10 protein-coding genes, 1 tRNA gene and 2 pseudogenes are annotated in these 19433 nt (G+C 45.0%); 8 read left to right on the top strand and 5 right to left on the bottom strand.

The window, feature by feature from the left end; translation table 11 throughout:
- The first annotated feature begins 353 nt into the window (after positions 1 to 353).
- Together ffh and folD are read left to right on the top strand one after the other, a co-directional pair.
- Positions 354 to 1676, top strand: coding sequence for a signal recognition particle protein (gene ffh / locus HU824_RS05680; protein ID WP_136010770.1), 1323 nt, complete (start codon positions 354 to 356; stop codon positions 1674 to 1676).
- A gap of 11 nt (positions 1677 to 1687) precedes the next feature.
- Positions 1688 to 2569, top strand: a complete 882-nt coding sequence (folD, locus tag HU824_RS05675; protein WP_136010771.1) for a bifunctional methylenetetrahydrofolate dehydrogenase/methenyltetrahydrofolate cyclohydrolase FolD — start codon at positions 1688 to 1690, stop codon at positions 2567 to 2569.
- Positions 2570 to 2659: 90 nt separating this feature from the next.
- Here folD and HU824_RS05670 read toward each other — a convergent pair.
- A pseudogene (locus HU824_RS05670) lies at positions 2660 to 4315 on the bottom strand (IS1182 family transposase).
- Between the two features lie 926 nt (positions 4316 to 5241).
- On the opposite strand from HU824_RS05670, the gene HU824_RS05665 reads away from it, so the two are divergent.
- A tRNA-His gene (locus tag HU824_RS05665) sits at positions 5242 to 5315 on the top strand.
- A 113-nt stretch (positions 5316 to 5428) separates the two neighbouring features.
- Positions 5429 to 6030, top strand: a pseudogene (locus HU824_RS05660) (urea transporter).
- Here the strand turns inward: HU824_RS05660 and HU824_RS05655 are convergent.
- From HU824_RS05655 to HU824_RS05640, 4 genes are all read right to left on the bottom strand, one after another.
- Complete coding sequence (locus HU824_RS05655) at positions 6011 to 7207, bottom strand: MFS transporter (protein ID WP_176468342.1); 1197 nt, start codon at positions 7205 to 7207, stop codon at positions 6011 to 6013. The pseudogene HU824_RS05660 and the gene HU824_RS05655 sit on opposite strands and share 20 nt — an antisense overlap.
- A gap of 136 nt (positions 7208 to 7343) precedes the next feature.
- A complete protein-coding gene (locus HU824_RS05650; RefSeq protein ID WP_176468341.1) occupies positions 7344 to 8681 on the bottom strand; it encodes a RagB/SusD family nutrient uptake outer membrane protein in 1338 nt (445 codons plus the stop codon).
- Between the two features lie 19 nt (positions 8682 to 8700).
- The gene (locus HU824_RS05645; RefSeq protein ID WP_176468340.1) at positions 8701 to 11994 is read right to left on the bottom strand and encodes a SusC/RagA family TonB-linked outer membrane protein; all 3294 of its coding nucleotides are present in this window, start codon (positions 11992 to 11994) and stop codon (positions 8701 to 8703) included.
- Positions 11995 to 12037: 43 nt separating this feature from the next.
- On the bottom strand, positions 12038 to 14680 hold the full coding sequence (locus HU824_RS05640; RefSeq protein WP_176468339.1) for a zinc-dependent metalloprotease: 2643 nt from the start codon (positions 14678 to 14680) through the stop codon (positions 12038 to 12040).
- 350 nt (positions 14681 to 15030) lie between these two features.
- Here HU824_RS05640 and pheS point away from each other — a divergent pair, with 350 nt between their 5' ends.
- From pheS to pgk, 4 genes are all read left to right on the top strand, one after another.
- The gene (gene pheS / locus HU824_RS05635) at positions 15031 to 16065 is read left to right on the top strand and encodes a phenylalanine--tRNA ligase subunit alpha (RefSeq protein WP_176468338.1); all 1035 of its coding nucleotides are present in this window, start codon (positions 15031 to 15033) and stop codon (positions 16063 to 16065) included.
- Positions 16066 to 16185: 120 nt separating this feature from the next.
- On the top strand, positions 16186 to 17382 hold the full coding sequence (locus HU824_RS05630) for an MFS transporter (RefSeq protein ID WP_136010775.1): 1197 nt from the start codon (positions 16186 to 16188) through the stop codon (positions 17380 to 17382).
- The gene (nth, locus tag HU824_RS05625; RefSeq protein WP_176468337.1) at positions 17379 to 18053 is read left to right on the top strand and encodes an endonuclease III; all 675 of its coding nucleotides are present in this window, start codon (positions 17379 to 17381) and stop codon (positions 18051 to 18053) included. The genes HU824_RS05630 and nth overlap by 4 nt, the downstream gene beginning before the upstream one ends.
- Before the next feature lie 88 nt (positions 18054 to 18141).
- The gene (pgk, locus tag HU824_RS05620; protein ID WP_176468344.1) at positions 18142 to 19401 is read left to right on the top strand and encodes a phosphoglycerate kinase; all 1260 of its coding nucleotides are present in this window, start codon (positions 18142 to 18144) and stop codon (positions 19399 to 19401) included.
- The last annotated feature ends 32 nt before the right edge of the window (positions 19402 to 19433 follow it).

Raw genomic sequence — 19433 nt, 5'->3', positions numbered from 1 at the left:
GGGATTCAGACCCATTCAAAAGAGATGGATTGTGGAAAGAACATTCTCATGGATGGATTACAATAGAAGGCTCTGCCGAAACTATGAACTAACATTCGACTCGGCAGAGGAAATGGTCAAATTAGCCACTATAAGATTATTATTGAGGAATATTTAAACAGGCTCTAAAAAAACAGAATAATACAGATATTTATCAGTGTCCTGACCAGCACTTTCATTCTTTTCGTCCATCCTACTGCAAGTCTTCAATAATATTCGGCTTCAAAAGAAGACAATTAAAGGGATTTTTTGTACTTTTGCGCCTCAATAATAGTAATTTGTAATTTTGTAATTGTAAATTGTAATTAGATACTATGTTCGATAATTTAAGCGAGAGACTTGAAAGGTCGTTTAAAATTTTGAAAGGTGAGGGAAAAATCACCGAAATCAATGTTGCGGAAACCTTGAAAGACGTACGTAAGGCACTTTTGGATGCCGACGTGAACTATAAGGTTGCCAAAAATTTCACCGATACCGTTAAGGAAAAAGCCTTGGGACAAAACGTGCTGACAGCCGTCAAGCCCAGCCAGCTGATGGTAAAAATCGTGCATGATGAACTGACTCAGCTCATGGGTGGCGAGACTTCTGAAATAAACATCGATTCCAAGCCTGCCGTTATTTTGATGTCTGGTTTGCAAGGCTCCGGTAAAACAACTTTCTCCGGAAAGCTGGCTCGTATGCTGAAGAGCAAGAAAAACAAAAGACCGTTATTGGTGGCTTGTGACGTATACCGTCCTGCTGCCATCGAGCAGTTACGCGTACTGGCTGAACAAATTGACGTACCGATGTACTCGGAACCGGACAGCAAAAATCCGGTAGTCATTGCCCAAAATGCCATCCAAGAAGCCAAAGCCAAAGGCTATGATCTTGTAATCGTCGATACCGCCGGGCGCCTGGCTGTAGACGAAGAAATGATGAACGAGATTGCCGCTATTAAGCAAGCCATCAATCCGAACGAAATTCTGTTCGTAGTGGATTCGATGACCGGTCAGGATGCTGTAAACACCGCCAAAGAATTCAATGAACGACTTGATTTCAATGGTGTAGTATTGACCAAGTTGGATGGTGATACCCGTGGTGGTGCCGCCCTTTCTATCCGTTCGGTGGTTGACAAGCCCATCAAGTTTGTAGGTACTGGTGAAAAGTTGGATGCCATAGACCAATTTCACCCCTCACGCATGGCTGACCGTATCCTCGGTATGGGTGACATCGTATCTTTGGTGGAACGTGCGCAGGAACAATATGACGAGGAAGAAGCCAAACGCCTGCAAAAGAAGATTGCCAAAAACCAGTTCGACTTCAATGATTTCCTAAGCCAGATTGCACAAATCAAGAAAATGGGAAACTTAAAGGAACTCGCCTCCATGATACCAGGTGTAGGCAAAGCCATCAAGGATATAGACATTGACGACAATGCCTTTAAGAGTATTGAAGCCATCATTTACTCCATGACTCCGGAAGAACGCAGCAATCCGGCCATTCTGAACGGTTCACGTCGCCAGCGCATTGCCAAAGGTAGCGGTACGAATATTCAGGAAGTAAACCGCCTGCTGAAACAGTTTGACCAGACCCGCAAGATGATGAAGATGGTCACCGGCAATAAAATGGGCAAGATGATGCCGAAATTAAAAAGATAAGATAATAGCCTATGACACTGATTGATGGAAAAGCAATTTCAGAGCAAGTAAAGCAAGAGATTGCAGCAGAAGTAGCCGAGATAGTGGCTCATGGGGGGAAACGCCCACATCTGGCCGCTATTCTTGTAGGACACGATGGAGGTAGCGAAACCTACGTCGCTGCCAAAGTGAAAGCATGCGAAGTTTGCGGATTCAAATCCTCCCTTATCCGTTACGAAGTAGATGTTACAGAAGAAGAGCTACTTGCCAAAGTACGCGAATTAAATGAGGACGCAAATGTGGATGGTTTTATTGTACAGCTTCCCTTGCCCAAACATATCTCCGAGCAAAAGGTTATTGAAACCATCGATTACCGCAAGGACGTAGACGGTTTCCATCCCATCAATGTGGGACGGATGTCTATTGGTCTTCCCTGCTATGTATCCGCTACCCCCAACGGTATCCTTGAACTGCTGAAGCGTTATCAGATAGAAACTTCAGGTAAGAAATGCGTGGTATTGGGCCGCAGTAACATTGTCGGCAAACCCATGGCTGCCCTAATGATGCAGAAAGCTTATCCCGGTGATGCCACAGTAACCGTATGCCACAGCCGCAGCAAAGATTTGATAAAGGAATGCCAAGAAGCAGACATCATCATTGCTGCATTGGGACAACCGAACTTTGTTAAGACAGAAATGGTCAAGGAAGGTGCTGTCGTTATTGATGTAGGTACTACCCGTATACCCGATGCTTCCAAGAAATCCGGATTCAAGTTGACCGGTGATGTGAAATTTGATGAAGTAGCTCCTAAATGTTCATTCATCACTCCCGTACCGGGAGGCGTAGGTCCGATGACCATCGTTTCCCTTATGAAAAATACATTGCTCGCCGGCAAAAAAGTAATCTATCAATAATAAGGTAATGAAAATGCTTGCCATTTTAATTGCTGCTTTACATAGCATGGGGATGTGTCAAAACTAAGACACATCCCCTTCTTTTTTTGTCTATGCGACTATTTTTTTAGCAATTAGGTAATAAGGCTTAATATTCGTCGTATTTTGAGTCACACGTGGTCTGATAAAGATAAATATAGTGTGTGCACTCCTTCTCTTTCCTGCTTTTAGTAGTTTTGTACACATTTTTTTGACATTAAAAGCTATAGCAAAGAAGGTAAAGTCCATTGTAACCTTGTCTTCTCCCACATGCCGGAACCTTTTGTATGCCATGTTGTGTTTCATTTGTCCAAAAACTGCTTCCGGTTCTATACATCGCCTTCCCCTCTGCCTGATGCCTTCTTCCGGGAGTAACCTTTCCCGTGCCTGCCGTTTGTATTGGTTTAACTGGTGGTTGACTTCTATAATATGGTTCTCCCGAGCTTTAAAGTAACTGCCACGCAAAGGACACCCTTCACGTCTTTGTGCTTTATACCGGGCACTTTCGGTGATGTATCCGCTCTCTGTTTTGTCACGTCCAGTTCCTATACGGTTCATGTGCTGCCCCATAGGACAAACTTAATAATCCCCCCCGCATTGTAATGGAGACTCTCCGCATGGAATGGATTGGGGGTATAACGGGGAGGCTGTTCTTTATGGAAGTGGTTGTACTTGACAAAGGCTTCTATCCCATTATCTTGCATGAACCGATAATTTTCTTCCGATCCGTAACCGGAGTCTGCCACACCGACAGTTAGTAAGCGGTTATAGCGTTGCTCAAAGGAGTGGAAGAAAGGCATGAGGGTCAGTGTATCGGTTAGGAAACAGTCGGAAGTCTATGAGGAATTGGTTCCCGGTACCTATTTGCAGATTATATCCGGGTTTGGTCTGCCCATTTCTCATGGCGTCTTCTTTCATGCGCATGAAGGTGGCATCAGGATCGGTCTTGGAGTAGGAATTGCGTTCTCCAAGAGTATCAAAATGGTTGTCGTATTCCATCAACTTGTCACGGTACTGCTCAAGTTCCCGGACCTGTTTCTTCTTTTCCCGGATGACTTTCTTTTGTTCCTTGTCCTTTGTTACAGGCTGGTGTTCCAGCACCTCTTTAAGTCCATTCACTATATCTGAGAGCATGGCGGGAGTGAACTCTACGGGTGTTTCTTGCATGGAGTTCTCTTGGGCTATGACTTCATCCACCTGCTCCAGGAGAATGCGGATCTTATCCATCAGCTTTGTACGGTTCTTTTCGACTGTCTTGCGCCAGACAAAAGTATATTTGTTGGCTTTGGACTCAATCTTGGTTCCGTCGATATACTCTACATCAAGGCTGATGAAACCTTTGTCGGCAAGGACAAGAACCAACTGCGTGAATACGTTGTTTATCTCCTCCTTTACACGGTTACGGAAACGGTTGATGGTTATGAAATCCGGATGCTCATGACCGGCAAGCCAGATATAATGAATGTCACGCAAAAGAAGCTTCTCTATTTTACGACAGGAATAGATATTATTCATGTAAGCGTAGATAATTACCTTGAGCATCATTTTAGGATGATAAGCTGAGCGCCCCGTTTCTTTATAAAGCTTCTTGAAATTATCAAGATTGAGATTATCAACAACTGCATTGACTATGCGGACAGGGTCGTCCGCAGCTATGTTTTCATCAATTCTTCCAGGAAAAAGAACTGTTGGGTTGGGAATGTAAGGACGAAAATGTAACTTTGCCATAACGAAAAATTTTATGCCTAAAGACACAAAAACTTTGGGTAATAACAAAGCCCGGGCTTGTGAAAGTCAGGTCTTTGTGCATAAAAAGAGGTTGTGCCAGCGTTTTGACACTCCTCATGCTATTATTCGTAGATGACATGATGCAGCATCAGGTACAAATAAATGCAGTATATGTATCTGAAGGAAAATATGACTACTTCTCCGGTATTCGTTCGCAGGCACCTACTAGAATCTGTCAAATCGCAGACAATACTATCCTCTGTTCATCTGCAGAAACGACTTTCGCATTACTCTGTTCCATTATACTTACGGCATCAAGGTTACCTCTTCCAATATCGTAACTATATTAATAAGAATACCATCCTGCAAGATATCCAAAGTGCCAAAGTACGCCAACCAGATGCCATCATTATCTGCATACATTGAGAAGAGGAATATCAGTCCCTTCCCAACCGTGAACAACGCGAGCCAGCCAATTGGTTGCTCCAACAAGGCATAACACATACTATCGGTTTACCCCCTCACGTCATTTAATCGACGGAACTACGTACCAACAGTACTGAACAGCACATCATAGTCTACTCCTTGGGAAATTTCATCTCCAATATGAGTAAGACTAGCACTGACAGCGGCCTCATTATCACTTTGCAGTTGGAAAAACATCCTCTCTCCCTACCCACCTGTCCCTCTTACATCGGTCAGAGTCAGACACCCCTGCCATTTTTCCCGCAAAACATTTAACACCGGAAACCCGTAAATACCTGGAAATCTTCATTAAAAGTTCCCTATAGCTGCTCTAGCAGCACAATGTAGATATTTACGAGAAGAAAAAATAATGCAGAAATCTCAAAAAAAAACGTTTCATTCTTTGCATTATTAAAAATTATCCCTACCTTTGCACCGCATTTAAGAAATGCACTAACATGGTGGCTGTAGTTCAGTTGGTTAGAGCGTCAGATTGTGGTTCTGAATGTCGTGGGTTCGAGTCCCATCTGCCACCCGCAAAAGAGGAAATTCAAAAGAATATTCCTCTTTTTTTGCTATTACCCTCACCCCGCCAGAGAACGGGTCAGTAGAAAATTGTTCCAAAACAATGCATTATCCGGATTATTGATGTTGATTGGAATCTTTTTGAATTCATGGCAAATGGGGCTATTGGCTGTAAGTAGCAACATAATAAGTACGTTGACAGCCCTTATCTCAGGACTTCACTACCCCTTTTATCCTTTCTGTATGGATGCTGTTGGGATTGTGCAGTTGGCTGATGCCTGACATGCTACTCGTCTCTGATACAGAAACACCCGCTTCTTCCTCCATAAATTACTTACAATGTTTCAATATGGGTATAGGCCAGGTGATGTTTCAAGGAAACATGATGACCGGACTATTTTTCCTTGCAGGCATTCTCGTGAATTCCCGGAATGCAGCAGTATATACCATATTGGGAGCACTTCCCCCTCCTCCTAGCCATATTATTGGGAGTGGATTCCAAAGCTTTGAATATGGGTCTGATGGGATATAATGGCGCATTGTGTGCCCTTGCTTTAGGAGGTAAAAGCTGGATGAGCTGTATATGGGCTGTATGTTCCGTTTTACTCTCTGTTGTATTGCAAATTGTGGGAATGAATTGGGGAATTATTACATTGACCGCACCTTTCGTTCTCTCCGTATGGCTGACAATGGGAATAAAAATCTCTATCTCTTTTTCAAATTAGGCAGAAAGCAAGCCACTAACCCCAACAAAGGCATAAAAGCGCATACATTATAAACAGCCTCGATACCATATTTATCAGCCATACCTCCCAACACAGCCGAAGCGATACCGGCAATTCCAAAAGCGAAACCAAAGAACAATCCGGAAATCAAACCCAACTTATTGGGTAGCAATTCCTGGGCGTACAGCAATATGGCAGGAAAAGCGGAAGAAAGCATCAGACCGACACAGAAACTCAGCACTACCGTCCATGCAAGCCCTACATGAGGCATCATCATACTGAATGGAGCCGTTCCAGGAATGGAAGCCCAGATAACATACTTACGTCCGACCCTATCACCTACGGGACCTCCCACCAATGTTCCGATGGCAGTGGCCACCAGAAAGACAAACAAAAAGAACTGTGAGTCTTGAACAGTGACACCAAATTTATGAATCAGATAGAATGTATAGTAGCTCGTCAAACTTGCCATATAGATATATTTGGAGAAGATAAGTATCAGCAAAATACTTATGGACAACACCGTCATCCTTGAAGAAAGGGGACGTTCTATCTTTCCTGCCACAAACATCGGGCTTTTCTTGATGTGGTTCAAGTAGGAACGAAACCAACGGCATATAGGAATCATTACCACGATAGCAATCAAGGCAAAAGCCGTGAAAAAGGCAATGTATCTCCTCCCGTAAGGAGCTACCAGCAAAGCCACCAGCAACGGTCCAAGTGAGCCTCCCAAATTCCCACCCACCTGAAACAGAGACTGCGCCAGTCCGCGTTTTCCGCCGGAAGCCAGAAAGGCAATGCGCGATGCCTCTGGATGGAGTACAGACGAACCGATACCCACAATGAATACCGAAGCCAGCAACCAATACAGATTAGTAGCAAAAGCCAGATTCATGATACCGACCAAAGTAAAGCCCATACCTATCGGCAATGACCAGGCAATGGGGCGCTTATCAAAGAACAATCCCATTAGAGGCTGAAACACGGACGCCGACATCTGATACACTAACGTAATCAGACCAATCTGGACAAAACTCAAGGATAAATCCTCCTTGAACAAAGGGTATACCGCCGAAATGACTGATTGCAGCATATCGTTCAAGCAATGCGAAATACTCAATGCTATAAGAATTGGAAAAGCAATTCTACGGATAGTAGGCCTCTGATTCTGTATCATCTTATATTGTCTATTACAAAAACGGTGCAAAGGTACGTAAAAAACACATATCCAATCCACATTTAGACAAAACTCCCCGATTCCCTGCGCAGTTCAGCCGAGAATCGGGGAGTTTTATCTTTACCGGTTATCTTTATCAGTTCAGCAATCCCGGATTGGCTTCTGTCGCCTCTTTCGGAATGGCCAATGTATAACGAGCATCATCTTCTTCGAGTACATAACGCGTACCGCCAAGCACTTTCTCCAAACGCGGACGGGTGGAACGACGAAGGTCAAACCAGCGATGTCCTTCAAAAGCAAGTTCACGGGCACGTTCATCTAATATTTCCTGTACCAACGCTTCCTTATTCATGGCATTGACAACAACGATTTTCGCTTCGTAGGCCTCCGGTGCATAACGTTTCCGCATCAGTTCCAGCAGGCGGGTACGTGCCTGAGGCAGTTGTCCAAGTTGGGCGGCAGCCTCGGCAGCCGTCAGATATATTTCACCTACACGGAAAGTACACAAGTAGTTATTGCTTCCCGCCTTCTTATTCTTCCGAAAACCTTTTTCATCCGTTTCAGCAAAATATTTGTCCAGCCGAAGGTCGTTCTCAGCATAAAGGGAGAGAAAAACCGGAGTAGCTAGAGCAGCCCCATTGATTGTACTGCTCAGAGGTGTCTCCAGTGGAGTAATATTTTCCACGGAATTATAACTGTTAGGAAGAGTTGCAGCGGCATCATTCAAATCTACCAATACAGACTTCACGGCAAGCACTGCCTCAGCAGCATCCCAAGCCGCCTGCCACTCGCCCTTGTAAAGAGACACGCGTGACTGAAACGCCTCTACCGAAGCCGCATTGAAACGATATGAATATCTCTGTTCCCATTCTGCCTTCGTGACCAGTTTGCGTGCCTCGTCAATATCTGCTTGGATGGAAGTATAAACTTCTTCCACCGTATTGCGTTTCAGGACTTTCTCCAAATCCGTATCCAATTTCAGCGGTACCGATTTGGCATCCAAAGCTCCCTCCTTAGTATAGGGCTGTCCATAAAGATTTACCAATAAGAAATGTACATAAGCACGGAGCATATACGCTTCTCCTACAAGCTGATTTATCTCTTCCTCAGTGGCTTCCTTAATATCACTTCTGCTCTCAATAACATGATTGGCAATAAAAAGCACATTGTAATACTTGGCCCATTCAAACGATGAGGTATAGGCATTGGGAGCAAGGTCGTTCCAGCGCTCTATATCCATATAATAGTTCTGGTCGTATTCATTGTCACGCACCTGCATCTCGTCGGAACGGAAACAAGCCATTCCCCGGTCACTGAATTTACTCACGTCCTTATAAGAACGGGCAAGCAACGCTCTGTACTCAGCCAAAGAATTGGGAATGACACTACCGGTAGGCTGTATATCCAGGTAGTTGTCGCATGCCGCAAGCAGAAGCATGCAGGCCATTATCATCAGACTTATTGTTTTCTTCATTTTCTTTCTGCTTTTGAAGTTAGAAATTCAAGTTCAAACTGAATGTAACCGATTTGGGTACGGGAGTCGCATAAGGGTTGTACATCGACTCCGGATCCATGTAGTTATTATATCCCGAACCGAATACAAAGAGATTACGTCCCTCTACCGATACTGTTGCCGAGTTCATCCCCAGACGCTTTGTCAGGAGTTCAGGGATACGGTAGCCCAGACGCAGATTCTGCAAACGCACGTAGTTCAGCTTCTTCACCCAAATGTCCAAGTCCCTCCAGATGGGTTTGGCATCATACCAGGAATACTCCTCCGGGTTGGAAGCGCTTGTCATAAACGCCGGGAACTCAGTATCCGGATTCTCCGGTGTCCAGCGGTTCAAGACATCGCGGTTATAGTTCTTACCATAGTCAGGATTGATGATTTGATACGTAGGCTGTGTGCGTACATACCCGCCAAATGTCAAAGAGAAATTGACATTCAGTTCCCAGTTCTTATAGCTGAAGGTATTAATCAAACCTCCCGTATAAGGAGCATCGCTACTCCCGATATACGAGTAGAAGGTTCTCTCTTCGGCTGCAGTGACATCGGAAGAGGCAATGCCTATCCCCCACTCGTCCTTCAGGCGGTAGAGTTCCTTCAAGGTCACTTTCTCCCCTTCCGGGTTATAGAACATCATGTTACCGGTTTCCTTATCCACACCCGCAGTCTTCAAGGCGAAGATTGCTCCTACGGGATAGCCTTCACGACCCGGAGTGGTCTGCTGCTCCGGTATGTTTTCCTGTAGCACCTTATTGCCGTTATAAGCAAAATTGAAATTCGTGTACCAGGAGAAGTTCTTCGTCGTTATGTTACGGGTAGACAAACTGATTTCCACACCTTTGTTTTCCATACTTGCCCAGTTGACGTTCATGGAAGTAAAGCCCGTCTCTAAAGGAAGCATGCGCAGAGCTATCAAGTCGGTACCCTTACGGTAATAATAGTCCACGCTCAGGTTGATGGCTTGGTTCAATACAGAAAAATCAAAGCCGGCATTAACCGATTGCGTCTTTTCCCAACGTAATTTCTTGTTAGGAGCGGAATTAATGACAATCATGTCTTCCGACACACCGGGCAGAATGCTTTCCGACCGGTAGGTGCCCAACAGGAACGGAGAGGTATTCTTGTCAATGTTCCCCTGCAAACCGTAGGATGCACGGAACACCAAGTTATCCACCCACTTGGCCTGCTGCATAAACGGTTCTTGTGACAGACGCCACAAGGCACTGACAGAATAAAGAGGAAGATAGCGGTACTTCTTATCCACACCGAAAAGATCGGAACCGTCAAAACGGATACTTCCTCCCACCGTGTAGCGATTCAATAAAGAGTAAGAGGCCGTAGAGTAGAAAGATACATAAGCATTCTCCTTATACGTCGTCTGATGGAGCGGAAAAGACGTGGCGTAACTTTCGTTGGGAAAAATCACCGGTTTGGTCGTCAACGTCTTGCGGTCGAAGCCATACCCTGCCGAGAACAAGGTTTCATACCAGGTCTTGCGCAGCTCGGTACCCGCCATCACTTCCAGTTCATGAATATCATTGAAGCTGTCGCGATATTCTCCCATCGCCTTCCAAGTAATCTGTGAATTGGAGTTCTCATAAGACTTCTGCATACCTCCTTCGGGCAGGAAGTGTTTGGTTTCTCCGCCCTGGGAGTATTCGCTCAACTTATAGTAATAGCGCATAGCATAGCTTTCCCAGTCCGCTATTTCTTCTCTGGAAGTCTTTTCCAACTGATAGCCAAACTGGGAAGTCAGTTTCCACTTGTCATTGAACCGTAGCTCTGCATCAAATATAGATGAAAAAGAATTCACCACGCTTTCATTGGACGTGTTCTGCCGTTCTTCAAAGATGTTGAATCCTAAATCCTTATCAGTGTTGTTCTGAATATCGTAGTCGTAATTATAGTTGCCATTCTTGTCATAAAGTTCAAAATACGGATTAGCCTTGCGTGAATAGAACACGGGATTCGACATACCGTATGCATCTGTCAAGTAATTGGTATTTTTGCGACGGTTGGCAAACATGGAGGCATCCACTTTCAGTATACTGTTCACCTTATAGGAAGTCTTTCCTACCAAGTTGAAACGGTCCATACCCACACCGTCCACATTTCCATCCTCTTTATAATAACCGAAAGAGGTATAATACGTAACCCTTTCCGTACCGCCGGAAAGGCTCAAGTTATATTCCTGGCTGAAAGCATCGCGGAAAAGGATATCTCCCCAGTTTGTATTAACACTCTTCAAACGGTTGATGGCAGCTTGTGTATCACTGCTCAAGGCATCCCATCCTCCATTCTGAAAAGCAGACAACTCATTGTAATTGGAAAGAATATTATATACGCCTCCTTTATGATTGTCCGGAGAATAGTTATCACGGATTATATCCATTTCCAATCCTACTTTCTCCGCTGAGTTCAGCAAGTTCAACCGGTCAAGGCTCAATGTAGGAGTATAGGCAAACCGGGACGAGAAACTGATAACCGGTTTACCGACCTTCCCTTTCTTTGTTGTAATCACAATGACGCCATTGGCTGCCCTCGCACCATAGATGGCAGTGGCTGCCGCATCCTTCAGGATGGTGATATTCTCAATATCTGCCGGATTCAAGCCTGCAATGGAAGATTGCTTCATGTTGGTGATGTCATTCAGCTCATCCGGTTCGGGAACATCCGTTCCCTCCAAAGGAATGCCGTCCAGCACCCACAAAGGGTCTTGTGTACCATTCAATGAAGCGGTACCGCGAATGCGTATCTTTGCCGGAGCACCCGGAGCACCGGAAGTCGGGCTGACAGAAAGTCCGGCAATTTGTCCGGCAAGTGCCTGGTCGATACTTTTTACCGCACCGATGGTCTCGTCCGATATATCCAGTTTGGATACCGCTGCCGTCAGCTTGCGGCGCTCCACTGTCTGGTAACCCGTCACAACAACGGCATCGAGCATTTGGGAAGATGCATGAAGTGTTATTTCATAATGTTCCTTTCCCGGAACAAGCTTCACTTCCAATACGTCATATCCCACGTAGCTACAAAAGAAACGGGTTATCCCCGCAGGTATAGCGATAGAGAACTGACCATCCACATCAGTGATGACCCCCATTGTAGTCTGAGCACTCCCCGCTTTTTTCAAGTCTTCCGCAGTCACATAAACGGAAGCACCGATAAGCGGTAGGTTATCCTCTGAAGATATTACTACGCCCCGGACTTTTTTCTCTGCAGCAAAAGCAGATGACAAAGCTCCTACAAGGCATAGCAAAACGATTAATACACGTTTTTTCATGCGTTACATATAAAATAAATTAATACTCTATTGAAAAGATAAATCACTTTACTCCTAATGCTGTATTGATACGCAAAATCAAATCCTTATAATGATATTTAATGGCTATATCCGATGTACTCAAACGGCTCTGAAGCAGTTCCTTGATGCGGAGCAACTCACCACGCTTCACAGAAATGACATCAGATACGCGGTTTATCTGCGAACCGTAGAAGTTCAGTTCGCGGTGGGCACCCATACGGTCGGCATCCAAGGTCTTACCGGCATGCTCGTCACAACTGCAAAGGGCAGTCTGATGGTCTAGCAAGAAGTGGTTGTCCATCAGTTTTTTGTTTATTTTCACTCCTTCGCTTTCGGCAGCTGCTGTAATCAGTGCATCTACGAAGTTCTTCTGCAAGGCGCGTGTCATGACGTCCGGCAAGGCACCGCGTTCCGTAGTGGCAAAGATGTTGCGATGCAGGCCATCCATCAGCTCTACTACCGTGAAAGCCTTTTTGCCGTTCACCGATTCGTTCTCCAACATACGCATCAGGCGGTTGTTGCCCAGCAAATCCCAAAGGATATAGGATTGGGCATTCTTCAGCACTTGTGTCGGTGCATTCTCCACTACGCCCAGCGGAGTGTTGCGCAGCAAGTAGGTGTACTCTCCCACTTCCGTGTCGAACAGCCATTTGGGATAGGTCAGCACTTCGTCCAGCAGGAACTTCAAGGCTGCTTGCTGCTTCTCTTTTTCTACGAAGGTATAGGTTTTCTGTCCGTCGCCCACAACGGTGTTTTCTATATAGATACCGCCAATGTTTGCCAATACATGATAAAGATAATTGTTCCATTGGTTGATAACCGCATAGTATAGGCGGGAAGCTTCTTCATAAGTCTGTCCCTTCTCGCCGGTAGTAGTCCATTGGATGATTTGAGGAACAATACGCTTCAAGTTCTCAATGCCCAGCAGAGACGAGCGGACAGCATCATCTCCCAAATCTTCATTCTGCGCACGCGGGTCTACTGCATCACGTACATCCTGCGCCTCACTATATTTATATAAACGGTCTGCATGACGGCTCAGGAAGTCGGCAAGCAAATCCTTCTCTGCCTCTGGGGTTTCTTTACCATACCAACGATAGCCGTATTCTATGGCAAACATATCATACGGACCGATATGGGGAGAAAGCGCCGTAACACCGTCACCCGGCTGTGCCACATAGTTGAAACGTGCATAGTCCATGATAGAGGAGGAAGTGGTATTCATACAGTCCGTAAATGTTCTGGAACGCAGGGAATCTGTCGGAAAAGTCCAGGAAGCAATCATATTGTGACGCAAGCCCAGCGAGTGACCCACTTCATGGCATGCCACAAAACGCATGGCATCACCCATCAGTTCATCCGGCAGCCTTACTCCTCTTGCTTCGGGACGTACGACACCGGTTTGCACTGTAATCCATTCCTGAAGCATGCCCAGCACATTATGCCACCACATGATGTCCGCTTCCAATATCTCACCCGAACGGGGGTCGAGGATAGAGGGACCCATGGCATTGGCTTTGGTGGAGGCGGCATAGGTCAGCACGGAGTAGTTCACGTCATCCTTATCCACATTCATGCTGTCCGTCAACTCCCTTGCAACGATGGCATTCTTGAATCCGGCACGTTCAAAAGCAGCCTGCCAATCCTCGATTCCCTGCTTGATATATTTCCGCCAACGATAGGGAGTGGAGTTCTCAATGTAGAACACAATCGGTTTGGCCGGTTCCACCAATTCACCGCGAAGGTAACGCTCCCGGTCTTCTGGTTTCGGTTCCAGACGCCAGCGAGTGATGAACGGTTTCTTGTCTACACGCTGCTGACCGTCACTGTAATTCAATAACGGATTGGTAAAATAACCTACACGCGGACTATCCAGACGTCCCATCATCGGTTTCTCCGGCAACAGCAACAGAGAGGAACTGACTTCGACCGTAACAAACACAGTCGTTGTTCCCTCGGTCACCTTAGTAGTCAGTTCGGAAGTAGCTACCACATTGTTCTCAAAAGCTTTGATAGATAAAATGCGGGAGAGATTCTTGATGGCTGAAGTTCCCAGGTTGATATTCGTAAAGACATTATTGATACTCGTCTCCGTACCATCATAAATATCGTTGACCTTGACCACTATCATGGTAGAGTCGTTATTGAATGCCTCTATCTTGAAGCCAGCTATCAGCGGAGAAATATAATTATCTAGTACAGAATGCCGTATGGCATCCTCATCCGGTGCCAACGGAAGCGGACGACTCTGACGTACCAACAGTTTGTTGGCAGCCTTATCCAATTCAAAACGCACCATCTGATTTTCGTAATTCGTACCACGGTTTACACCCGCCTCATTCAGTTCGGAAGGAACACGCTGTAATTTATTTACTACCAGCATATCACGTCCCAGCAGCCTTGCCGGCACTTCAAAGTAATAATCGCTCTTCTTCTGGTAAACATTGAACATTCCCTTGCAGGCAATAGCACCGGAACCTGTCAATTTCTCATAGTCGCTCTTGGATTGAACGCTGTCCTTGGCTTCACTCTTCTTTTTCTTACGGAACCATCCCATAGCTTCGGGAGAAGCAAAATCAGATGTACCGGCATACAACAATACGGCAGGCTCACACATGAGTACTCCCGCAACTGCCACGACTGGCAGGATTGTCTTCAATTTCATCAATTCAAACTCTAACTTTAATGCAACAATAGTCCGTTAACTCTCTCTGACGTATGTTAATAAATACCAACCGCCAGTCTGTTCCACCTCCATAGAACGGTAAACGGGGCGCAAAGATAGTAAAAGTATATTTTAAAAGTCACTAAACAACGCTCATTTATGTTTTTCCATAAACAATATGAAGACTTTTACATATATATCACTTTTTCTCCTATCCTCTATCATTTCTTCTTCACATAAGATTTTGTACCATTGATACCAAATTATCTTCCCCAAGTGGAGGCAAAACAATGATAATATTGTATCTTTGCACCGTTTTTAACTTAGAAAATAAATAAGATAACAACAATATGATAGCTAAAATCAATCAGCTTCTGCAGGAAGTAGAGGCGCTGAAAGCCGCTAACGCCGAGGAATTAGAGGCACTCCGCATCAAGTACCTCAGTAAAAAAGGAGCCATTAATGACTTGATGGCAGATTTTCGCAATGTAACCGCCGAACAGAAAAAAGAGGTGGGTATGCGCTTGAACGAACTGAAAAACAAAGCACAAGAAAAGATTGCCGCTTTGAAAGAACAGTTCGAAAGCCAAGATACCGGCTGTGACGATATTGACTTGACCCGTTCAGCCTACCCGGTAGAATTAGGAACCCGCCATCCGCTCTCCATCGTGAGAAACGAAATCATCGATATATTTGCCCGTATGGGATTTAACATTGCCGATGGACCGGAAATGGAAGACGACTGGCACGTATTCTCCTCCATGAATTTTGCCGAAGACCATCCGGCACGCGACATGCAGGATACATTCTTCATCGAAAATGATACAGAAAACGTATCACACAGCATCATTCTTCGTACACACACTTCCAGCGTGCAAAGCCGTGTTATGGAGACTACACAGCCTCCTATCCGCGTACTTTGTCCGGGACGTGTATACCGTAATGAAGCCATCAGCTACCGCGCACACGCATTCTTCCACCAAGTAGAAGCCTTATACGTAGATTGCAATGTGTCTTTCACTGACTTGAAGCAGGCCTTATTGCTCTTTGCTCAAGAGATGTTCGGCAGTGACACCAAGATTCGTCTACGTCCTTCCTATTTCCCCTTCACAGAGCCGAGTGCCGAAATGGATATCAGCTGCAACATCTGCGGCGGCAAGGGCTGTCCTTTCTGCAAGCATACGGGTTGGGTAGAAATTCTGGGATGCGGTATGGTAGATCCGAATGTATTGGAGCTGAACGGAATAGACAGCAAAGTGTATAGCGGATATGCCCTGGGTATGGGTATCGAACGCATCACCAACTTAAAATACCAGGTGAAAGATCTTCGTATGTTCTCTGAAAATGACACACGCTTCTTGAAAGAATTCGAGAGTGCTTACTAAATATAGTGAATAACGGTTAGTGATTAGTGATTAATAAGTTGCGCATTCTCAGCATATCATTAATCATTAATCATTAATCACCCATCACTAACCACTCATCGCTAACCACTATTTTTCGCTATGGCAAAAGACAAACTTGTAACCTCCGGCTATTGCCTTATCCTGGCTGCCAATTTCCTTTTGTATTTTGCCTTTTATCTGATACTACCGGTTCTTCCATTCTACTTGACTGAGGTATTCCATACCGGAAATGCAGCAGTAGGTGTCATCTTGTCATGCTATACCATTGCCTCACTCTGTATACGCCCGTTTTCGGGATACCTGCTCGACACACTGGCCCGCAAGCCTCTTTATCTGGTGGCATATTTCATCTTTATCACCATTTTCGCAGGTTACATGTTGGCGGGAGTCCTATCCATATTCATTATGTTGCGGGTTGTCCACGGCCTTGCATTTGGAATGGTTACTGTAGCAGGAAATACAATTGTGATTGACATTACCCCTTCATCCCGTCGCGGCGAAGCCGTAGGATATTATGGACTGATGAACAATACAGCCATGAGCTTCGGTCCAATGATTGGCCTTTTCATGCATGACATATATTCTTTTGAAACGATTTTCACCTGCTCGCTCATATCGGGAACTATCGGTTTTGTTGCCGCATGCCTCGTCAAGACCCCACCCAAACAACCCGTCAAACGAGAACCTATCTCATTGGACCGCTTTGTGCTACTGAAAGGTATCCCGGCAGGAATCGCACTTCTCTTGCTTTCCATACCATATGGCATGACAAGTACTTATGTAGCCATGTATGCCAAAGAAATAGGAATTACCTTGAATTCCGGATTGTTCTTTACTTTTATGGCCGTCGGCATGGCAGTGTCCCGTATGTTCTCCGGCAGACAAGTGGATAAGGGACGTATCACCCAAGTCATAACTTTAGGGTTGTATCTAGTATGTAGCTGTTTCTTCATATTGTCCACCTGCGGACTATTGATGAAGACCGTCCCGGAACTGACAAACATATTGTTTTTTATGGTTGCCCTCCTATTAGGAGTAGGCTTCGGAACAATGTTCCCCGCCTTCAATACGCTGTTCGTAAACCTGGCTCCCAACAACCAGCGCGGAACAGCAACCTCTACCTACCTGACTTCATGGGATGTAGGCATTGGCATAGGTCTGACAGCAGGAGGTTATATCGCACAGATTACCTCCTTCGATATGGCATATTTTTTCGGAGCTTGCCTCACGGTTATCTCCATCTTCTATTTCAATCTGAAAGTATCTCCTCACTATCATAAAAACAAATTAAGATGAGAAAGAAAGAGCGTTATGAAAAAATCCTTGCTTGGTTTAGGGAGAACGTTCCTATAGCCGAAACAGAGTTGCATTATGACAATCCGTTCGAACTGTTGATAGCGGTTATTCTCTCTGCACAGTGTACGGACAAACGCGTCAATATGATTACCCCTGCCCTTTACCGGGACTTTCCTACTCCCGAAGCACTCGCTGCTACTACTCCCGACGTGGTATACGAGTATATCCGCAGCGTGTCCTATCCAAACAACAAGGCCAAACACCTTGTAGGCATGGCTCAAATGCTGGTGAAAGACTTTCACAGTGAGGTCCCCGATACTCTTGAAGAACTGGTAAAACTACCCGGTGTAGGCCGCAAAACAGCCAATGTCATCCAATCTGTCGTTTTCAATAAAGCGGCTATGGCAGTAGATACACACGTGTTCCGGGTCAGCCATCGCCTAGGTCTCGTATCTGATAAATGTACAACTCCGTTCAGTGTCGAAAAAGAATTGGTAAAACATATACCGGAAACAGACATCCCCATAGCTCACCATTGGCTTATCCTGCACGGTCGATATGTATGCCAAGCGCGTACTCCCCAATGTGATAACTGCGGTTTGCAATTAATGTGCAAATATTACTGCCAGAAATATAAAGTTAGCAAAGAGAGCGGCAAAGATAAAGAATAAACAACGGTTTAATAGCAAAAAAAAGAAATAAATACTAACTTTGCGCTCACAAAAAAGAAATTAATAACACTTTTAAATAATATAGAATATTATGACAATTGATCAATTTAACTTTGCCGGGAAAAAGGCATTTGTCCGTGTGGACTTCAACGTGCCCTTGGACGAAAACTTCAACATTACAGATGATACCCGTATGCGTGCCGCTCTTCCTACATTGAAGAAGATTTTGGCCGATAACGGTAGTGTAATTATCGGTTCTCACCTCGGTCGTCCGAAAGGTCCTGCTGACAAGTTCTCTTTGAAGCACATTCTGAAGCATCTCGAAGAGTTGTTGGGTGTTGAGGTGCAATTTGCTAACGATTGCATGGGTGAAGAAGCTGCAGTAAAGGCTGCTGCTCTGCAACCGGGTGAAGTGTTGTTACTTGAGAACCTCCGTTTCTACGCTGAAGAGGAAGGCAAACCCCGCGGTTTGGCTGAAGATGCAACAGACGAAGAAAAGAAGGCGGCCAAAGCAGCTGTTAAAGAAAGCCAGAAAGAATTCACCAAGAAATTGGCTTCCTATGCAGATTGCTATGTAAACGACGCATTCGGTACCGCTCACCGTGCACATGCTTCTACTGCATTGATTGCTAAACATTTCGACAAGGACAACAAGATGTTCGGTTACTTGATGGAAAAAGAAGTAAAAGCTGTTGATAAAGTTTTGAACGATATCCAACGTCCGTTTACTGCCATCATGGGTGGTTCCAAGGTTTCTTCTAAGATTGAAATCATTGAAAACCTGCTGAACAAGGTAGACAACCTGATTATTGCCGGTGGTATGACTTATACTTTCACCAAAGCTATGGGTGGCAAGATTGGTATTTCTATCTGCGAAGATGACAAACTGGATTTAGCTCTTGACCTGATGAAGAAAGCAAAAGAAAAAGGTGTAAACCTTGTTTTAGCTGTTGATGCCAAGATTGCCGATTCTTTCTCCAACGATGCCAACACCAAGTTCTGCCCGGTTAACGAAATTCCTGATGGATGGGAAGGTCTTGATATCGGTTCTGAGACTGAAAAGATTTTTGCAGATGTCATCAAGAACTCCAAGACTATCCTTTGGAACGGCCCGACGGGGGTATTCGAATTCGAGAACTTTACTCACGGTTCACGTGCTGTAGGCGAAGCTATCGTAGAAGCTACCAAAAACGGTGCTTTCTCACTCGTAGGCGGCGGTGACTCTGTTGCTTGTGTCAACAAGTTCGGCTTGGCAAGCGGTGTATCTTACGTATCTACTGGTGGTGGTGCATTGCTCGAAGCAATCGAAGGAAAAGTTCTTCCTGGTATCGCTGCAATCAACGAATAAAAATAAGTAAAGCACATATAAAGCTGCACTTA

Source organism: Bacteroides sp. L10-4, from assembly GCF_013373675.1.
Lineage (GTDB): Bacteria > Bacteroidota > Bacteroidia > Bacteroidales > Bacteroidaceae > Bacteroides > Bacteroides muris.
This window is presented reverse-complemented; position numbering and strand designations above follow the sequence as displayed.

What these genes read in the sequence shown, in the direction of transcription:
- ffh (WP_136010770.1), top strand. Translation starts at nt 354, where the DNA reads ATGTTCGATAATTTAAGCGAGAGACTTGAAAGGTCGTTTAAAATTTTG.
- folD (WP_136010771.1), top strand. Translation starts at nt 1,688, where the DNA reads ATGACACTGATTGATGGAAAAGCAATTTCAGAGCAAGTAAAGCAAGAG.
- HU824_RS05655 (WP_176468342.1), bottom strand. Translation starts at nt 7,207, where the DNA reads ATGATACAGAATCAGAGGCCTACTATCCGTAGAATTGCTTTTCCAATT.
- HU824_RS05650 (WP_176468341.1), bottom strand. Translation starts at nt 8,681, where the DNA reads ATGAAGAAAACAATAAGTCTGATGATAATGGCCTGCATGCTTCTGCTT.
- HU824_RS05645 (WP_176468340.1), bottom strand. Translation starts at nt 11,994, where the DNA reads ATGAAAAAACGTGTATTAATCGTTTTGCTATGCCTTGTAGGAGCTTTG.
- HU824_RS05640 (WP_176468339.1), bottom strand. Translation starts at nt 14,680, where the DNA reads ATGAAATTGAAGACAATCCTGCCAGTCGTGGCAGTTGCGGGAGTACTC.
- pheS (WP_176468338.1), top strand. Translation starts at nt 15,031, where the DNA reads ATGATAGCTAAAATCAATCAGCTTCTGCAGGAAGTAGAGGCGCTGAAA.
- HU824_RS05630 (WP_136010775.1), top strand. Translation starts at nt 16,186, where the DNA reads ATGGCAAAAGACAAACTTGTAACCTCCGGCTATTGCCTTATCCTGGCT.
- nth (WP_176468337.1), top strand. Translation starts at nt 17,379, where the DNA reads ATGAGAAAGAAAGAGCGTTATGAAAAAATCCTTGCTTGGTTTAGGGAG.